Source organism: Thalassospira profundimaris, assembly GCF_003326675.1.
Taxonomy (GTDB): domain Bacteria; phylum Pseudomonadota; class Alphaproteobacteria; order Rhodospirillales; family Thalassospiraceae; genus Thalassospira; species Thalassospira aquimaris.
Genome location: NZ_JPWF01000008.1, coordinates 115164 through 131397 on the forward strand (window position 1 = coordinate 115164; position 16234 = coordinate 131397).

16 protein-coding genes are annotated in these 16234 nt (G+C 51.7%); 9 read left to right on the forward strand and 7 right to left on the reverse strand.

Features of this window, described 5'->3' with window-relative positions:
* Positions 1–157: 157 nt before the first annotated feature.
* Together TH19_RS13290 and TH19_RS13295 are read left to right on the forward strand one after the other, a co-directional pair.
* Positions 158–1645: an aldehyde dehydrogenase family protein gene (locus TH19_RS13290; RefSeq protein ID WP_114102843.1), complete on the forward strand. Its 1488-nt coding sequence runs from the start codon at positions 158–160 to the stop codon at positions 1643–1645.
* Positions 1646–1996: 351 nt separating this feature from the next.
* The gene (locus TH19_RS13295) at positions 1997–3217 is read left to right on the forward strand and encodes a threonine ammonia-lyase (RefSeq protein WP_114102943.1); all 1221 of its coding nucleotides are present in this window, start codon (positions 1997–1999) and stop codon (positions 3215–3217) included.
* Positions 3218–3296: 79 nt separating this feature from the next.
* On the opposite strand, the gene TH19_RS13300 is transcribed toward TH19_RS13295, so the two are convergent.
* Positions 3297–3782 carry a flavin reductase family protein gene (locus TH19_RS13300; protein ID WP_114102844.1) on the reverse strand — a complete coding sequence of 162 codons (486 nt, stop codon included), beginning with the start codon at positions 3780–3782 and terminating at the stop codon, positions 3297–3299.
* Between the two features lie 256 nt (positions 3783–4038).
* Between TH19_RS13300 and motA the strand changes: the two genes are divergently transcribed.
* The 6 genes from motA to TH19_RS13330 all read left to right on the forward strand — a co-directional run bounded on the left by motA (position 4039) and on the right by TH19_RS13330 (position 10940).
* Positions 4039–4893 (forward strand): flagellar motor stator protein MotA, encoded by an 855-nt coding sequence (gene motA, locus TH19_RS13305; protein ID WP_114102845.1) that lies wholly within the window; start codon positions 4039–4041, stop codon positions 4891–4893.
* A 51-nt stretch (positions 4894–4944) separates the two neighbouring features.
* Positions 4945–5907, forward strand: a complete 963-nt coding sequence (locus tag TH19_RS13310; protein ID WP_114102846.1) for a flagellar motor protein MotB — start codon at positions 4945–4947, stop codon at positions 5905–5907.
* Positions 5908–6030: 123 nt separating this feature from the next.
* Positions 6031–6771: an arginyltransferase gene (locus TH19_RS13315; RefSeq protein ID WP_114102847.1), complete on the forward strand. Its 741-nt coding sequence runs from the start codon at positions 6031–6033 to the stop codon at positions 6769–6771.
* A 168-nt stretch (positions 6772–6939) separates the two neighbouring features.
* On the forward strand, positions 6940–8031 hold the full coding sequence (locus tag TH19_RS13320) for a TRAP transporter substrate-binding protein (protein ID WP_114102848.1): 1092 nt from the start codon (positions 6940–6942) through the stop codon (positions 8029–8031).
* 619 nt (positions 8032–8650) lie between these two features.
* On the forward strand, positions 8651–9454 hold the full coding sequence (gene proC, locus TH19_RS13325) for a pyrroline-5-carboxylate reductase (RefSeq protein ID WP_114102849.1): 804 nt from the start codon (positions 8651–8653) through the stop codon (positions 9452–9454).
* Between the two features lie 382 nt (positions 9455–9836).
* A complete protein-coding gene (locus TH19_RS13330; RefSeq protein WP_114102850.1) occupies positions 9837–10940 on the forward strand; it encodes a TRAP transporter substrate-binding protein in 1104 nt (367 codons plus the stop codon).
* An 80-nt stretch (positions 10941–11020) separates the two neighbouring features.
* Here the strand turns inward: TH19_RS13330 and TH19_RS13335 are convergent, their stop codons facing one another.
* From TH19_RS13335 to TH19_RS13360, 6 genes are all read right to left on the reverse strand, one after another.
* Complete coding sequence (locus TH19_RS13335; RefSeq protein ID WP_147250765.1) at positions 11021–11359, reverse strand: hypothetical protein; 339 nt, start codon at positions 11357–11359, stop codon at positions 11021–11023.
* 44 nt (positions 11360–11403) lie between these two features.
* The gene (locus tag TH19_RS13340) at positions 11404–12051 is read right to left on the reverse strand and encodes a GntR family transcriptional regulator (protein ID WP_114102852.1); all 648 of its coding nucleotides are present in this window, start codon (positions 12049–12051) and stop codon (positions 11404–11406) included.
* Positions 12052–12121: 70 nt separating this feature from the next.
* Entirely contained in the window at positions 12122–12910 is a 789-nt protein-coding gene (locus tag TH19_RS13345; protein WP_114102944.1) for an amino acid ABC transporter ATP-binding protein, read from the reverse strand.
* Positions 12911–12915: 5 nt separating this feature from the next.
* Positions 12916–13764, reverse strand: coding sequence for an amino acid ABC transporter permease (locus TH19_RS13350; protein ID WP_114102853.1), 849 nt, complete (start codon positions 13762–13764; stop codon positions 12916–12918).
* Between the two features lie 6 nt (positions 13765–13770).
* Complete coding sequence (locus tag TH19_RS13355) at positions 13771–14661, reverse strand: ABC transporter substrate-binding protein (protein WP_114102854.1); 891 nt, start codon at positions 14659–14661, stop codon at positions 13771–13773.
* A gap of 59 nt (positions 14662–14720) precedes the next feature.
* Positions 14721–15221 (reverse strand): gamma-glutamylcyclotransferase family protein, encoded by a 501-nt coding sequence (locus tag TH19_RS13360; protein ID WP_114102855.1) that lies wholly within the window; start codon positions 15219–15221, stop codon positions 14721–14723.
* Positions 15222–15720: 499 nt separating this feature from the next.
* Between TH19_RS13360 and TH19_RS13365 the strand changes: the two genes are divergently transcribed.
* Positions 15721–16167 carry a VOC family protein gene (locus TH19_RS13365; RefSeq protein ID WP_114102856.1) on the forward strand — a complete coding sequence of 149 codons (447 nt, stop codon included), beginning with the start codon at positions 15721–15723 and terminating at the stop codon, positions 16165–16167.
* Positions 16168–16234 lie beyond the last annotated feature (67 nt).

The following is a 16234-nucleotide window of genomic DNA, read 5'->3' on the forward strand; positions in this document are numbered from 1 at the left end:
TTAGCAGCCCTTTGGGATGCTGTCATGTAGGTAAAGACGAATTGATCTTGATATTGATGACTGCTGTCGATAATTTGGTAAACCAATACCAAATAACCTATATAGTGTGCCCGACGCAAAAATGCGCAACCGCACGCCAACCCACAGGGAGCCTGAAATGCCTTTCGAACCGAACCTTGATCCGATGTCGCTGGCAACCGAACTTTCCGGCCATCATCTGATCAACGGCAAGCTTGTCGCCCCGAAAAATGGCAAGACCTTTGATGTCATCAACCCTGCCTCCGGCAAGGTTATTGGTCAGGCAGCTGACGGTGACGCCGATGATGTGGGAATCGCGGTTGCGGTCGCAAAGGCAGCACAAAAGGACTGGGCAGAACGCCCTGCCCGTGAACGCGGCAAGCTTGTTGCCGAGTGCGGCCGTATTTTGATGGCACATACCGAAGAACTTGGTCGCCTGGTTGCTCTGGAATCCGGCAAAGCTCTTCGCACCGAAAGCCGGGTCGAGGCATCCGTTCTTGCCGACATGTTCGTCTTCTTCGGCGGCCTTGCCTCTGAACTCAAAGGCGAAACCGTTCCATTTAATCCGAATATGATGACCCTGACCACCCGCGAAGCCGTTGGTGTAGTGGGCGCGATCATTCCATGGAACGTGCCGCTTCTTTTGATGGCGATCAAGGTTGCCCCGGCACTGGTCGCCGGAAACTCGGTAGTCGTCAAATCGGCCGAAGACACGCCGCTTACCGTGCTGCGTGTATGCCAAATCATGCAGGAAATCCTTCCGGCTGGCGTTTTGAACATCCTTTCGGGCTTTGGTCCGTCTTGCGGTGGTCCGCTGGTTGAACACAAGGACGTCAAAAAGGTCTCCTTTACCGGGTCGGTCGAAACCGGTCGTACCGTATACAAAGCCGCCGCCGAAAAACTTATTCCGGTGACGCTGGAACTTGGTGGCAAGTCCCCGATGATCGTCATGGATGATGCCGATCTCGACAAGGCGGTTGCCGGTGCAATCGGTGGCATGCGCTTTACCCGCCAGGGTCAGAGTTGCACGGCATCATCACGTATGCTTGTTCATGAAAAACTTCATGATGAGTTCGTTAAGCGTCTGGTCGACAAGGTTAATACCCTTAAGATGGGTAACCCGCTTGATGAGGAAACCGACATCGGCACGATCATTAACCGCAAGCAGTTTGATAAGGTATGCGGCTATATCGAGATCGGTGAAAAAGAAGGCGCAACCAAGCACGAACTCAGTGCCCTTCCAACCGATGCCGAACTTTCTGACGGTCTTTTCGTTCGTCCGGTGATCTTCACCAATGTTGATCCGAATGCCCGTGTCGCACGTGAAGAAATCTTTGGCCCGGTCGCCTGCGTCTTCAAATTCAAGACATTCGAAGAGGCGCTTGAACTTGCCAATGACAGTGACTTCGGCCTTGCTGCAACTGTATGGACCACGGATCTGAAAACCGCACTGGTTGCAACCAAGCGCCTGGAAGCAGGCTTTGTCCAGGTCAACCAGAACCTTGTTGTTCAGCCGAACCTTTCCTATGGCGGGATCAAGCTTTCGGGCCTTGGCAAGGAAGCATCGCTTGAAAGCATGCTTGAGCATTTCACCTACAAGAAAACCGTCATTCTTAATATGGAATAACGCCGGATACCCCATGCCAGGCGTTTTACTCGACCGGGTTGCAGATACTGCAACCCGGTTTTTCTTTTGCGGGTCTTGACCTTGCCCGGTTAATCCGCAAAGCTGCCTTTCGAAACACATCACCAACCCAGAAAGAACATGGCTATGTCTGCATATACTGACATCCTTTCATCGCATTCCCGTCCGACGCTTCGTGCCGGTGCGATGGCCATGATTATTGGGATTTCCAGCCTGCGAATGTGATCCCTGTCATCTGCGGATGACAGGTCCGGTTAACTACCGTTTTTCACCCATTACATGATATTATTGCCGCCATACCAGATGGATGGTGGCCGCAGGAGCATGGAAATTATGACTGTTTCCTATCACGATATTGTACGCGCATCCGGCTTGCTTGAAGGCATCGTCGCAAAGACGCCGCTGGTAAAATCCCTTACACTTTCAAGCATTTGCCAGGCCGAAGTTTATCTTAAACTTGAAAACCAGCAATATACCGCCTCGTTCAAGGAGCGCGGTGCATATGTCAAACTGGCAAGCCTGACACCCGAAGAACGCGCAAATGGCGTTATCGCCGTGTCAGCAGGCAATCATGCACAAGGTGTTGCCTATAACGCCAAACGCCTTGGCATTCCGGCCACCATTGTGATGCCGAAAAACACCCCGTTTACAAAGGTTCACCATACCCGTTCCCACGGGGCGGAAGTTGTCCTTACCGGGAATGTCTTCGCCGAAAGCCTTGAGGCCGCCGGACGCATCCAGCAGGAACGCGGCCTAACCTTTGTTCATCCGTTTGATGATCCGCATATCATTGCCGGTCAGGGAACAGTCGGCCTCGAAATCCTGAACGAAAATGTTGATATCGACACCATCGTTGTTCCGATTGGCGGCGGTGGACTGGCATCAGGCATCGCAACGGCGGTCAAATCGCGCCGTCCGGATATCGAAATTGTTGGCGTCGAAACCAAGCTTTATCCTTGCATGTATGAAGGCATCCGCGGCGAGGAATATACCGGCGGCGGCGTTACCATTGCCGAAGGCATTGCAGTCAAGCAGCCCGGCGGCCTTACGCTTGAAATCTGCAAGGAAAAGCTCGATGACGTGGTTCTGGTTGATGAAAGCTCGATCGAACGATCCATCCAGATGCTGATCGAGATCGAGAAAAGCGTTGTCGAAGGCGCTGGTGCCGCCCCGCTTGCCGCCCTTCTCGATCATCCGGAAAAATTCAAGGGCAAGAAAGTCTGCCTGATCGTCAGTGGTGGTAACATTGACACCCGCCTTCTGGCGCAGGTCCTGATGCGTGGCATGGCCCGCCAGGGTCGTCTGGTGCGTGTACGCATCGAAATCCCCGATGTACCGGGCGCACTTGCGACCATCAGCTCCCTGATCGGCGAAGAAGAAGCCAATATTATCGAAGTCTATCACCAGCGTCATTTCTATGACGTTCCGGCAAAACAGACCGATGTTGATATGGTTCTTGAAGTTCGCGATACCGGCCATGCCCAGCAGGTCATCGAACGCCTGATCAAAGCCGGGTTTGGCGGACGCCTTCTGGGCAACACGTCGCTTGACTGACGCACGGTCTTAGCTTGTCAGAAAACAGGCATAAAGAAGCGGGCCGCAGAATAAATCTGCGGCCCGCTTTCATTAATAGTTATTCGCGATCAAGTCCGCGATAACGCCCACCGTAATAAAGCAACGGGTCCCCCGTCTGCCCCATCACCAGATGATCGACCTGCCCGACAATGATGCTGTGATCGCCGCCATCATGAACAGCATGGCGTTTGCAAGAAAAGGATGCCAGCGCACCAGTCAGGCGCGGCATGCCATGGCCGTCATCTTCAAATGACACATTATCCCAGCCATCTTGTCCTGGTGCGGAAAACAGCTCGGAAACCGCCTGCTGATTTTGATGCAGGATGTTGATGCAAAAGCGTGTGCACGGCCCGGCAAACAAGGCATGGGTTGCGGCGCGCTGATCAACGGAAAAAAGAACAAGTGCCGGATCAAGCGAAACAGACGCGAAACTGTTGATCGTGATGCCCGCTTTGGAACCGTCCCCGGTACGGGTCGTCACAACTGCAACACCGGTTGCGAATTGACCAAGACAGTCGCGAAAATCACGCGGAGAGAATGACATATTGAAGAATGCTCTTGCTGACTAAACCTATTAAAGCACAGCCCCGTAAAAAGGCTTGGGGAAAATGGCGATTAAACTGCGTTCTGTCAAACCTAACTCGCATCCGATTTAAACGGGATATTAATAAGATTAAAACCTAATAGTGTCATATAGATGCCAGACAGACCTTGTCCCTGCACGTCATTGTTTTGTGATTACATGAACATGTAGTGGGCCAATCTGGATGACTGTCATGGCGTAGCGGGGAAAAATAAGAATGTTTTTGATCATTGGGTACGTCGTTGTGATTGGCGCTGTTCTCGGCGGTTACTTGCCGCACGGCGATTTCGGCGTCCTGGTACAACCCCTTGAAGTTCTTATTATTTTTGGCGCAGCGTTCGGTACATTCCTGATCGCAAACCCGATGAGCATCCTGAAAAAGGCAATTGCCTATACGCTCCGCGCTCTTAAAGGCCCGAAAAAGAAAGCTGCCTATGTCGAATTGCTGGTGTGCCTTTACGCTGTTTTCCGCCTGGCAAAATCAAAAGGTGACCTCGCCCTTGAAAGCCATGTCGAGAATCCGGAAGGCTCCAGCCTGTTCAGCAATTTCCCCGAATTGATGAAAGACCATCACGCAGTTGAATTCCTGTGCGATTACCTGCGCCTTCTGACGCTGGGCACCACGAATGCCTACGAACTCGAAGCCGTGATTGATCAGGAACTGGAAGCCCATCATGAAGAGGACCATATGGTCCCGGCTGCAATCCAGACCGTGGGCGATGCCCTGCCCGGCCTAGGCATTGTTGCAGCTGTTCTTGGCGTTATCGTCACCATGGGATCTGTGACCGAACCGCCGGAAATCCTTGGTGGTCTGATTGCAGCGGCCCTTGTTGGTACATTCCTTGGTATTCTTGCATCTTATGGCTTTGTTGGCCCGACCTCGGAAATCATCAAAAAGACCCTTGATCAGGACGGCAAGTATTTCAGCTGCATGAAGGCGGCACTGATTGGCCATATGCAGGGTTACGCCCCCCAGGTTTCGGTGGAATTTGCCCGTAAAACATTGCCGTCAACCGTTCGACCGAGCTTCAAGGAACTTGAAGACGCCCTTCAGGATGCCCCGTCGGCCTGAGCCTGACAGTCTTACGGATATAAAAAGTAAACCACGGAATTTGCAGCAAAAATGCCTGATATCGTAATCAAGAAAGTCAAAAAAGGCGGACATGGCGGCCATCATGGCGGCTCATGGAAAGTTGCCTATGCTGACTTTGTCACGGCGATGATGGCGTTCTTCCTGTTGCTTTGGCTGCTTTCAAGCGCCACCGAAGAACAGCTGCAAGGGGTTTCGATGTATTTCACCCCGGAAACCATTTCACAGAATGATTCCGGGTCCGGCGGAGTTCTGGGCGGCACCAGCCTGGCAGAAGAAGGATCGCAACGATCCGAATTCGGCATGCCAACTGTCAGCATGGATATTCCGCCGCAACAAACCCCGGAAGAGCGCGAAGCCATCCGGGTTGCCCAGATGGAAGAAAAGGAATTCAACGAAGCCAAGGAGGAACTCCTTAAGGCGATCGAAGAAAGCCCGGAACTTCAGGGCCTCGAAAAGAACATCCGTATCGAGGAAACCCCGGAAGGCCTTCGTATCCAGATCCTTGATGAAGATGGTACTTCGATGTTCCCAAGCGGCAGCGCAGTGATGGCAGACCACACAAGGTTGCTGCTTGATAAGGTCGCGGCTGTGATTGAAAAGATGCCACAGGATGTATCGATCGAAGGTCACACCGATGCAGTGCCATTTAATCGTGCAGATGGCTATTCCAACTGGGAACTTTCGGCAGACCGCGCCTTGGCAACCCGCCGCACGCTTGAAGATCTGGGACTGGAAACGGCACGCTTTGCGAAGGTTGCAGGCCTTTCTGATACAGACCCGCTGGTTCCTGAAGACCCTAAAAACGAAACCAACCGCCGCATCAGCATTACCCTGCTGCGCGGAACCGGCGAACGCCCGGAGCTTACCCAGGAAGGCAGCACAACGGCACCGCAACCAACGGGTGGCGCTATTCCGGCACAGCCACAGGCGGAAACACCACCGGCCGGTGCAACACCACGCCGTCCAACATTCGGCGTACCATCCCAACCGTAATCTATACCCGGCTTGCTGTAGAAATTTCAGTGCCCTTTTGGTTTCATGACCTTTAAACTGTCATAAACAACGCTTAATCTCATAAGATAGATGATCTGACAGGATCGGGATTGAGAACACCAAATGACAGTTAACCAGCGCCGCCTGACGCAGCACTATTTCATGACTGCCCCGATGCCGTGCCCCTACCTGCCCGGCCGGTTTGAACGCAAGCTAGTCACGGAACTTCGCGGGCCGGAAGCGAACAATATCCATGACCTTTTGTCACGTTCAGGTTTCCGTCGCAGCCATTCAATTGCCTATTTGCCAGCATGCAGCGACTGCAACGCCTGTATCCCCGTTCGCGTGCGATGTGCTAATTTTGAAAGCAGTCGATCCTTCCGCCGCATCCAGAACCGCAATGCCGATTTGACCCGTACTGTATTGCCCGCAACAGCAACCCAGGAACAATACCAGCTGTTCAGCACCTATCAGGACGCCCGTCATGGGAATGGTGACATGGCGCGCATGGATGCACGCGACTATCGCGCCATGATCGAAGACAGCACGATTGATACATCGATCCACGAATATCGCCGCCCGGATGGCAGCCTGATTGCCGTTGCATTGGTCGATAATCTTGCCGACGGCCTGTCTGCTGTTTACAGCTTCTTTGATCCGGCAGAGCACAAACGTGGTCTTGGTACATTCATCATCCTTGACCTGATAGAAGAAGCGCAACTTCTTGATTTACCACACATCTATCTGGGCTACTGGATCGGTGACTGTCGTAAAATGTCGTACAAGATGCGCTTTCAACCACTTGAAGGTTTCCGCAACGGTCAGTGGGTCTCGATGAAAAACAGCGGTCATAACATTGATTGACCGCCCCCATTCCGCATAGCCCACTTCTTCACATTAGACTAAAGTCCAAGATCACAATTCGATCCTCAGTTGCCTGTCAGTAAAGACGCATATAAGCTGCTGGTCAAAGCCGATTAACCGGCTTTGACATATAAATCATGAGCTTGCATCTTTGGGAGGCTGTAACTAATGAAACGTCGCCAATTTCTTTCTGGCGCTGCTGTAGCAGGTGCAACCGCTGCTGCATCCACCTTCGCCAAACCGGCACTTGCGCAGGACGTTCGCGAATGGCGTATGGTCACCACCTGGCCGAAAAACTTCCCGGGCCTTGGCACCGGCGCAAACCTTCTTGCTGAATACATCACCAAGGCATCCGACGGTCGCCTGAAAGTCACCGTTTTCGGTGCTGGTGAAATTGTTCCGGCATTCGAAGCAATTGACGCTGTTGGCAGCGGCACCGTCGAAATGGGTCACGGCGCCCCTTACTACTGGAAAGGTAAAGTTGACGCGACCCAATACATCGCAGCAATGCCGTTTGGTCTGAACGCGCAGGAACAGAACGCATGGTTCCAGTGGGGCGGCGGTCAGGAACTTGCTGACAAAGTTTATGCCGAACTGAACTGTAAGTTCTTCCCGTCGGGCAATACCGGCACCCAGATGGGTGGCTGGTTCAACAAGGAAATGAACACCATTGCAGACTATCAGGGTCTGAAAATGCGTATTCCGGGCCTTGGTGGCGAAGTTGTCAAAGCAGCTGGCGCGAACGTTGTGAACCTTCCGGGCGGCGAAATTCCGCCGGCACTTCAGTCGGGCGCGATTGACGCGACCGAATGGGTTGGTCCGTACAACGATCTGGCATTTGGTCTCTATAAATCGGCCAAGTATTACTACTATCCGGGCTGGCACGAGCCGGCGACCGTTCTTGATAACTTCATCAACCTGGATGCATGGAACGCACTCCCGGATGACCTGAAGGCAATCGTTGAACAGGCAAACCGCGCAGTAAACCAGATGGTTCTGTCGGAATTCACCGCACGTAACGTTCAGGCGCTTGATACCCTGCGCAACAAGCACAATGTCGATGTTCGTCCGTTCTCCGACGACATTCTGACTGGCCTTGGCAAACTGTCTGGCGAAGTTCTGCGTGACCTGGTTGCGTCGAACCCGCTGTCGAAAGAAGTCTTTGAAAGCCTTGTGGCATTCCGTACGCAGTCGATCGCATGGTCGAAATTCTCGGAATCTGCATTTGCTCAGGCACGTGTATTGCCGTTCAAATACTAAGTTTTCCGATTTCTCGGAAAACGACGAAGGGCTGGCTTTTGCCAGCCCTTTTTGTTTGCCTGCATGACAGGTAACTCCTCTTTTGGGTGTCGCGTTCGACCGCTGCGCCCAAAGCCCCCTTGCCGCGCACGTCCTAGTCCTAATACAGACATCCGCACATCTAAAGTTTTCAGCGGTCGTTGCGCTTAAACGCACAAGCCGATCCGGTCTAATTGCATAAAGTCGTAGAATATTACCCTGCGACCTCACCGAGCGTTTGACGAGTTATCCGCGATATACGTCCCGCACCATCGTCATAAACGTCCAATATCTTCCTTTTGTCGAAATTCTCATGCACACAGATCGACCAAAAAGATAGAAATATCGACTGAACTTGACGTTATTTTCCGCATTTTATGCTGATACATGACACTTAATATAATACTTATAGATAGTGACATATGTAAAATATCATGATTCTCTAAGGAAAATTAACCCAACCAAATCAACTGCTATATTCCTTAAATAAACATCTTGTCTGTGACCTTCATTTGACACAGAGTTTTGAACTATTGATAAATAGAGAAACAAAACGTAGCAACATGCCAAAATAAACACCTGCGTAGAAGGTTATAAGCATATGACTCGTTTGCTGTTCCTGGGGGCCGGCGATATTGGCAAGGCGATGATTTCGCGCCTGACGGAAACCGGCATGGCTGGGAAAATCGAAATTTCGGTTTGTGACCCGTATTTCAATAATACCGACATTCAAACAACATCCGAAATTACAGCAATCTACCCGACACTCGAAGCAGCCCAGTTGAACGGCGCTTATGATGTAATCGTAATTGCCATTGCGCCCGAGCTTTTTGGTAAACTTGCCCATCTGATGAAGCTCGTCACAACACGGCAATCGCTTGTTATTTCTGTTATGCCCGGGATCAATGTCGAAACATTGCGCCACAATCACGCCTATAGCGTGGTACGGGCCATGCCCAATATCGGTGCTAAATCGGGTCATTCCGCAACCGGCTGCTATGCTGGTCCCTATGTCACCGAAGCTGGTCGCGCCATTGCCACCCGCCTTCTTCAGACAATCGGATCCGTTTACTGGGTCAAGGAAGAAAGTCACCTGCACGCGGTAACAGCCATCTCGGGCTGTGGTCCGGCATATTTCTTTGCCTTTACCGAGGCTCTTGCCAAAGCCGGTATTTCACTTGGTTTGCCAGACGATCTGGCCTTGGATCTTGCCATAGATACACTTCATAGCGCCTCGGCTTCCCTTCACGCGGATCGTTCACCGGCGCGATTGCGCGACGAAGTCACGACACCGCGCGGCGTGACCGCCGCAGCGTTGAAACTGTTTGGCGAAGAGAACAATCTCGAAACACTGGTACGCCGCGCCACAAAGGCGGCCAATGACCGGTCGACGGACCTGGAATAACCCCTTCGGGGGCACCCGTGTCGCGAAAGCGCACGACTGCGACTTCATTTCACACAACATTAGCGCAAAATAATTATGCGACCTGTTTTACTGTTGCGCGTATTTTACTCTACGCCAAATGTCCAATTTTATTATGCATAATTAACCATTTCGATATGCATATCGCATTTATGCTTATTTCTCATTTTGAAAATATCGACACCGTACAAAACTCTGTAATTTACATTTCACATTGTCTAATTCACTGCTTTAAAAATAGTTTTTTCGTCTTTATTTCGCGTTTGCAGCATTCAAGTGATCTGCTTAACGTCAAGCGGCACTGTGTTTTGACATAAAGCACCGTGGCGTAGGGGCTATTACCTGAACAGGGAGACTGCATTCAATGAAAAGACGTCAATTTCTAAGCGGCGCAGCTGTTGTCGGCGCGACCGCCGCTGCTGCTTCTACTTTTGCCAAACCGGCAATTGCACAGGACAAGCGCGAATGGCGTATGGTAACCACCTGGCCGAAAAACTATCCGGGCCTTGGTACCGGCGCTGAATTGCTGGCAAAATACATCACCGAAGCATCTGAAGGCCGCCTGACGGTCAAAGTTTTCGGTGCTGGTGAAATCGTTCCGGCATTTGAATCCATCGAAGCTGTTGGCACCGGTGCTGTCGAAATGGGACACGGCGCACCTTATTACTGGAAGGGCAAAGTTCCGGCGACCGAGTTCATCGCGTCCATGCCGTTCGGCCTGACCGCGCAGGAACAGAACGCATGGTTCTACTATTTCGGCGGACAGGAACTTGCTGATAAAGCCTATGCCGAACTGAACTGCAAGTTCTTTGCATCTGGTAACACTGCGGCAACCATGGGCGGCTGGTACAACAAGGAAATCAACAGCATCGCAGATTTCAACGGCCTTAAGATCCGCATTCCGGGTCTGGGCGGCGAAGTTCTGAAAGCTGCTGGCTCAAACGTTGTGAACCTTCCGGGCGGTGAACTTGCGCCAGCCCTTCAGACCGGATCGATCGACGCTGTTGACTGGGTTGGCCCGTATAACGACCTGGCATTCGGCCTGTATAAATCGGCAAAATACTATGTCCATCCGGGCTGGTACGAGCCGGCAACGGTTCTTGATAACTTCATCAACCTTGATGCCTGGAACGAGCTTCCGGCCGACCTGAAAGCCATTGTCGAAGCAGCAAACAAAGCTGTTAACGTCATGGTGATGTCGGAGTTCACCGCACGTAACAACGATGCGCTGAAAACCCTGATCGAGAAGCACAATGTTCAACTTAAACGTCTTTCTGACGACACCATCAAAGGCCTTGGCAAGCTGACCGGTGAAGTTCTGTCTGACGTCGCGGCGCGTGATCCGCTGGCCAAAGAAGTCTTTGACAGCCTGATCAAGTTCCGCACCCAGTCTGTTGCCTGGTCGAAAATTTCCGAGGGCGGCTTCATGGAAGCCCGCGCGATGGATTACGCATTCCCGACCAGCTAATCTGCCGTCGGTTTGCCCCGACAAAGCTGGTTGCGTGTTCGGAAAAGGGTCGGTTTACACCGGCCCTTTTTCATATCCGCCTATACCGGCAACCGTTTTCTGACCTTGAGTTCCACACCGTTTGCACCGGCTTTTTCGTTGGCAATAAGCCATCTCTTCGCCGGAATTTCCGTTCCCTTGCCCGTGACATATGCACCAAGCAACAAGGTCAAATCACACTCGTCATCAAGTCCGGTCTCGACCTCGCCAAATGCAATTGCGTCGTCAACAAACTGAACCATGACGACCAACGCACGGACCGAAGTATCATTTCCCGCTTCGGCGCTTAAAAGGCGCTTATGATCATCGCTTGAGATATCTATCCGTAATCCCGGATAGATGTGGCTATGATGCGCGCGCATGATAACGGGATCAGTCATCGACACCTTGCCCACTGGAGTCAAAACGTAGGGACTGAAAAGGATCAGAACCCTTCGAATGCTTCGCTGACAATTTCGTAAGTGTTCTGGATATGGTTGCGCGCAGCTTCTTCAGCGCGTTTGGCATCATGCGCCTTCAGACCTTCAAAGATCTCGCGGTGCTGGTCATTGGACGCAACAGTTTGTTCTTTGGTGAAAATGATCGGTAGACGAAGATTCCAGTACTGGAACTGGGTCCGCTCATACATTTCCTTGAAGAAGGGATTGGCAGATGCTTCGACAATCTTTTCATGGAAGTGATGGTTGATGCGGTTGATTTCCGAGCGCGGTTTGCTCTCGACATCATCCATTTCAGAGATCATCGCATCAAGTTCGGCCAGCACTTCTTCTGAGATCTTGGCTGCTGCAAAACCTGTTGCAACACCCTCGATCGCAAAGCGGTTTTCGAACACTTCCTGTATCCGGGATGGCTCGATCGGTTTGACAAACCAGCCCTTTGAGCGGGTTACAAGCCCCTCGCCCTGCAAGCGCAAAAGTGCTTCACGAACCGGCGTTCTGCCCACATTGAGCATAGCAGTGATATCGTCTTCGACCAGGCGTTCTCCAGCGCGAAATTCGAGCGTCATGATCTTGGTACGCAGCATGTCATGAACACTCATTGCTGCCAGATTGCTTGCCGGCTTTTTCGCCATGGTCTTTCTCCAGTTACCTGATTGATCAGGTGATCAGGCAGGGCACCGCAAACAGCGCCCTGCCCGCGTATCAGTTTTCCATCTGCGCGAGGAACTGTCGGCTGCGTTCGTGCTGGGGCGATTCAAAGAATTGCTTTGCAGGAACATCTTCGGCGACCTCGCCATCAACCATGAAGATCACGCGATCAGAGAAACCACGCGCAATGGCCATCTCGTGAGTAGTAATCAACATGGTACGACCTTCATCTGCAAGTGTTTTTATGGTCCCGATCACTTCATGCGACAGCTCGGGATCAAGTGCACTTGTAGGTTCATCAAGCAGAAGCACTTCAGGTTCCATCGCCAAAGCACGGGCAATTGCAACCCTTTGTTGCTGCCCGCCTGAAAGCTGGGAAGGATAAAAAGATGCCTTGTCCGGCAATCCAACCTTTTGGAGCAGTGCATGCGCCTGCGCGATAGCCTCGGCCTTCTCGCGCTTATGCACCATCATGGGTGCGGTGATGATGTTTTCAAGCACCGTCATATGGCGAAACAGGTTAAAGCTTTGAAACACCATACCAACAGTCGTGCGCTGTTCACTGATGCGCTTGTCGGACATTTCCATCAGCCGGTCACCCTGACGCTGATACCCGATAAGTTCTCCATGAACAGAAACCTGCCCCCCATCAATTTTTTCAAGATGGTTGATGCAGCGAAGCATGGTTGACTTGCCAGCACCCGACGGGCCCAACAAGGCAACAACTTCGCCGGGCTGCACGGTAAAGCTGACATTCTTGAGAACCTGCAAGGAGCCAAAGTACTTGCTTACAGCATTGGCAATCACAGCTGGCAAGGTTGGCTTTTCAGAAGTGTTTGTCATGAAGATCACCGTTGCGGGAAGAGTTTTTCAAGCGTCGTCTGCAATGCCGTCGCAAAGGCCGTCATCAACAGATACCAGAATGCGGAAACCGCCAGCAGTTCAACCACACGGAAGTTCGCCGAGTAGATATCTGTCGTAATCCGCAGCAACTCGAGATACCCGATCGCCGATGCAAGCGAAGTTGATTTCAACAGCATAATATACTGGTTGCCCGACGCGGGGATAATGATCCGGCCTGCCTGTGGAATGACGATTTTTCGCAGAACCTGATTGTGCGTCATACCCAGGGCACGTGCAGCAGAACGCTGACCATCATCAACGGCCATGATGCCGCCGCGAATGATCTCGCTCATATAGGCACCTTCCGCAAGGCTAAGCCCGGCCAATGCCGCGATGAACGGCGTGATTACGGTTGTCATGCGCTGATCGATCAGCACGACATCGGTAAACGGGATCGAGATATAAAGATCCGGGAACATGATCGGAAATGCATTGAACCAGAACAGCAACTGGATCAACATCGGGGTTCCGCGGAAGAAATAGACATAGACAGCGGAAACAGATGCAAGGATCGGGTTACCTGAAACACGCATCAGCGCAAGCATAAGCCCGATAATCGCCGAGATGATCAGTGCAAGAGTTCCAAGAACCACGGCGTTAAAGGCACCGCGCATGATCTGTCCGTCAAACAGATAACGATAGAAAACTTCTAGGTCCATGATCTGGGCACGGACAGCGGCAAGGATCATCGTCGACACCACAATCAGGGTGGCAGCGCCGAGGAGCCAAGCTCCCCAGCGCCGACGATGAACAATCTGAAGGCTCATACCCTCGGTGTTCAAGGCATTGGTCATTGTTAATTACCGTTTGGAAGCCGGTTTATTGATGGTGATTTCCGGCAGCGCACCGCCACCAAGACCCCATTTACCCATCAGAATGGCGTAAGTGCCGTCTTCAAGCATCGTTTGCATGGTTTTCTGAACTGCATCACGCAAGCCGTTGGCATTCTTGCCAAAACCCCAGCTGGTGACATAGGGCGTCAGAACAAAATTACCACCTGCAATCTGATACTTACCCGGCATGGTTTCGATCATGTACACCAGTGCAGGGAAATCACCCAGGTAACCGTCGACACGCTTCAGATCAAGCTGCATGCGCGCATCCGGTGCGGACGGAAGCTGTTCGGCCGTGATTGGTTTGCCACCATTGGTTTCACAGATGGCAGATGCCTTTTCAACGGCGTCCATGATGATGCGTGACCCAAGAAGGGTGGCAACAGAACGGCCACAGAACTTGTCGATGTGATCAAGTTTCGCACCATCTTCGTCATCACGGACAAGGATAGAGCCACCCGACATCATGTAGTTTACGAAATCGAGCTTTTCTTCACGGGTTTCATTATCGCTGATACCGCCCGAAGCCATGTCAAAACGACCAGCTTCTACGCCCGGGATCAGGGACGAGTATTCGCCGTGAATATATTCAAGTTTAAGACCGAGGCGGTCAGCAACTTCGGCAAGAAGATCGGCACTGACGCCAACCACCTCGGTTTTACCGGGTTCCCGGAATTCCACCGGCGGAAAAGTCTGCTGTGAACCGACGCGAATCACACCGCTGTCCCGGATCTGTTGGGGGACAAGATTAATCACGTCCTCTGGCATTTTTTCAGCATTTGCTGCTGTTAAAGAGACTGAAAACAGGCCAATGGATAAGGCGCAGCCTGCAAGCAATTTACGAATAGTCTGGTTCATCAGAAGACTCCCTGTTTTATTGGTATCGTGAACCGTAATCCGATGGAAACAAAGGAAAATTAGCGGCTAGCAGCCGATTTTCCGGGGATAGCCGACGGGTTTGGACGGTCGGCATCTGGGCACTCGGCAGCCTCGTCATACATCTTGAGAGTCTGCTGAATATATTCTTCCGGGAAGCCCCACTCTTTCATGCCCTTGGGGATGTGATTCCAGTAGAAATGCGGCGGACGCATCGGAATACCCGGGGTGATCAGACGATAGGTCCAGCACTCGTACATTTTGCCGTCATCGCCATAGGCGGTCAGGAAGCAGCGCTCGAAATCGTCATATTCGTCTTTGAAATGATGGCCTTCATGTTCGAAGATTACACCCAGTGCATTGTTGCCCCATGCGTCACGGGTATCAGCAAGGTGACACCAACCACGATCGGTACGATCAGCCGCTGCATGGAACTCAAGGCGATGGTTGGCAGCGTAGCCCTTGGTCACCATTTTCGCGTTCGGCATGAAGCGGCGAAGTTCCGCATCGTCCAACCAGGTGCAATAACCGAAATAATGCATATTCTTCCTCAATTCTGTTTTGTGGGCGAGACAGCAGGCCGGATACCGGCACTGCCAAAACGTTCCGAAAACACACGACCGCAAATGCCGTTTAGGACCTTTTTTCAATCCGGCTCGGGGTTCGGGTTGTGCTTGCCCTTTGCCGAGAAAAACGATCAGCGCGCTTTCGATATACTCGTTCGTATACGAAGAAATATATCACGCCAAAACCAAAATTATCACATGCTTGCACACCGCAGTTTTCCGGGAAAAATGCGCGAATTTTGATTTACGTAGTTTTCGGTATAACACCCCGTTTTCCGACAATGAGAGACCGGCGAAACCCTTTGCGCTCTGCCGATTCATTCGTTGTTGCTATCGATGGATGCATTTGAAATCACACGGAACTTTCAGTTCGTATATTTTCTTGTATATTTTACCGTATATTGTTATGGCTAAACACCTTGCGGGTGGTCGCCCGACACTTCCACCCCATTTTCAATCTGAAAACGAGACTGCAATGACCAATATGTTCCGCTCTCTTCATCATGTTTGCGTCGTCGTTCATGATCTGGAGAAATCACTGGCCTATTACAAAAGCATCGGTTTTGACGGCTGGTTCGATTACCCGAAGGGCACGGCTTATGAAGTGTTTAATGTGCCCGATGTCGCCGCATCCAAGGCGATGAAATACAAATGCTGTGATCTTGATAACTTCCAGCTGCAACTCTGCCAGCCTGGCCCGGAAGACAGCCCACAGCGCCGTCACCTCGACCGTTTTGGCGAAAGTGTTTATCACTTGGGCTTTGAGGTCGCAGACCTGCTTGGCTCAAAAGCAGATGGCGAACAGGCCGGACTAAAAGTTATTGCCAATGGCCATCGCGAAGATGGCACAGGCTTTTGTTATTTCGACACCAAAGAAGGTGCAGGTGTTGTTTTGGAACTTCGCAAAACCCAGCATCAATAACACCTAGGGTCATCGCAATAAGCCGGAATCAAAAAAGGCACCCTTTCGGGTGCCTTTTTCTTTGGAC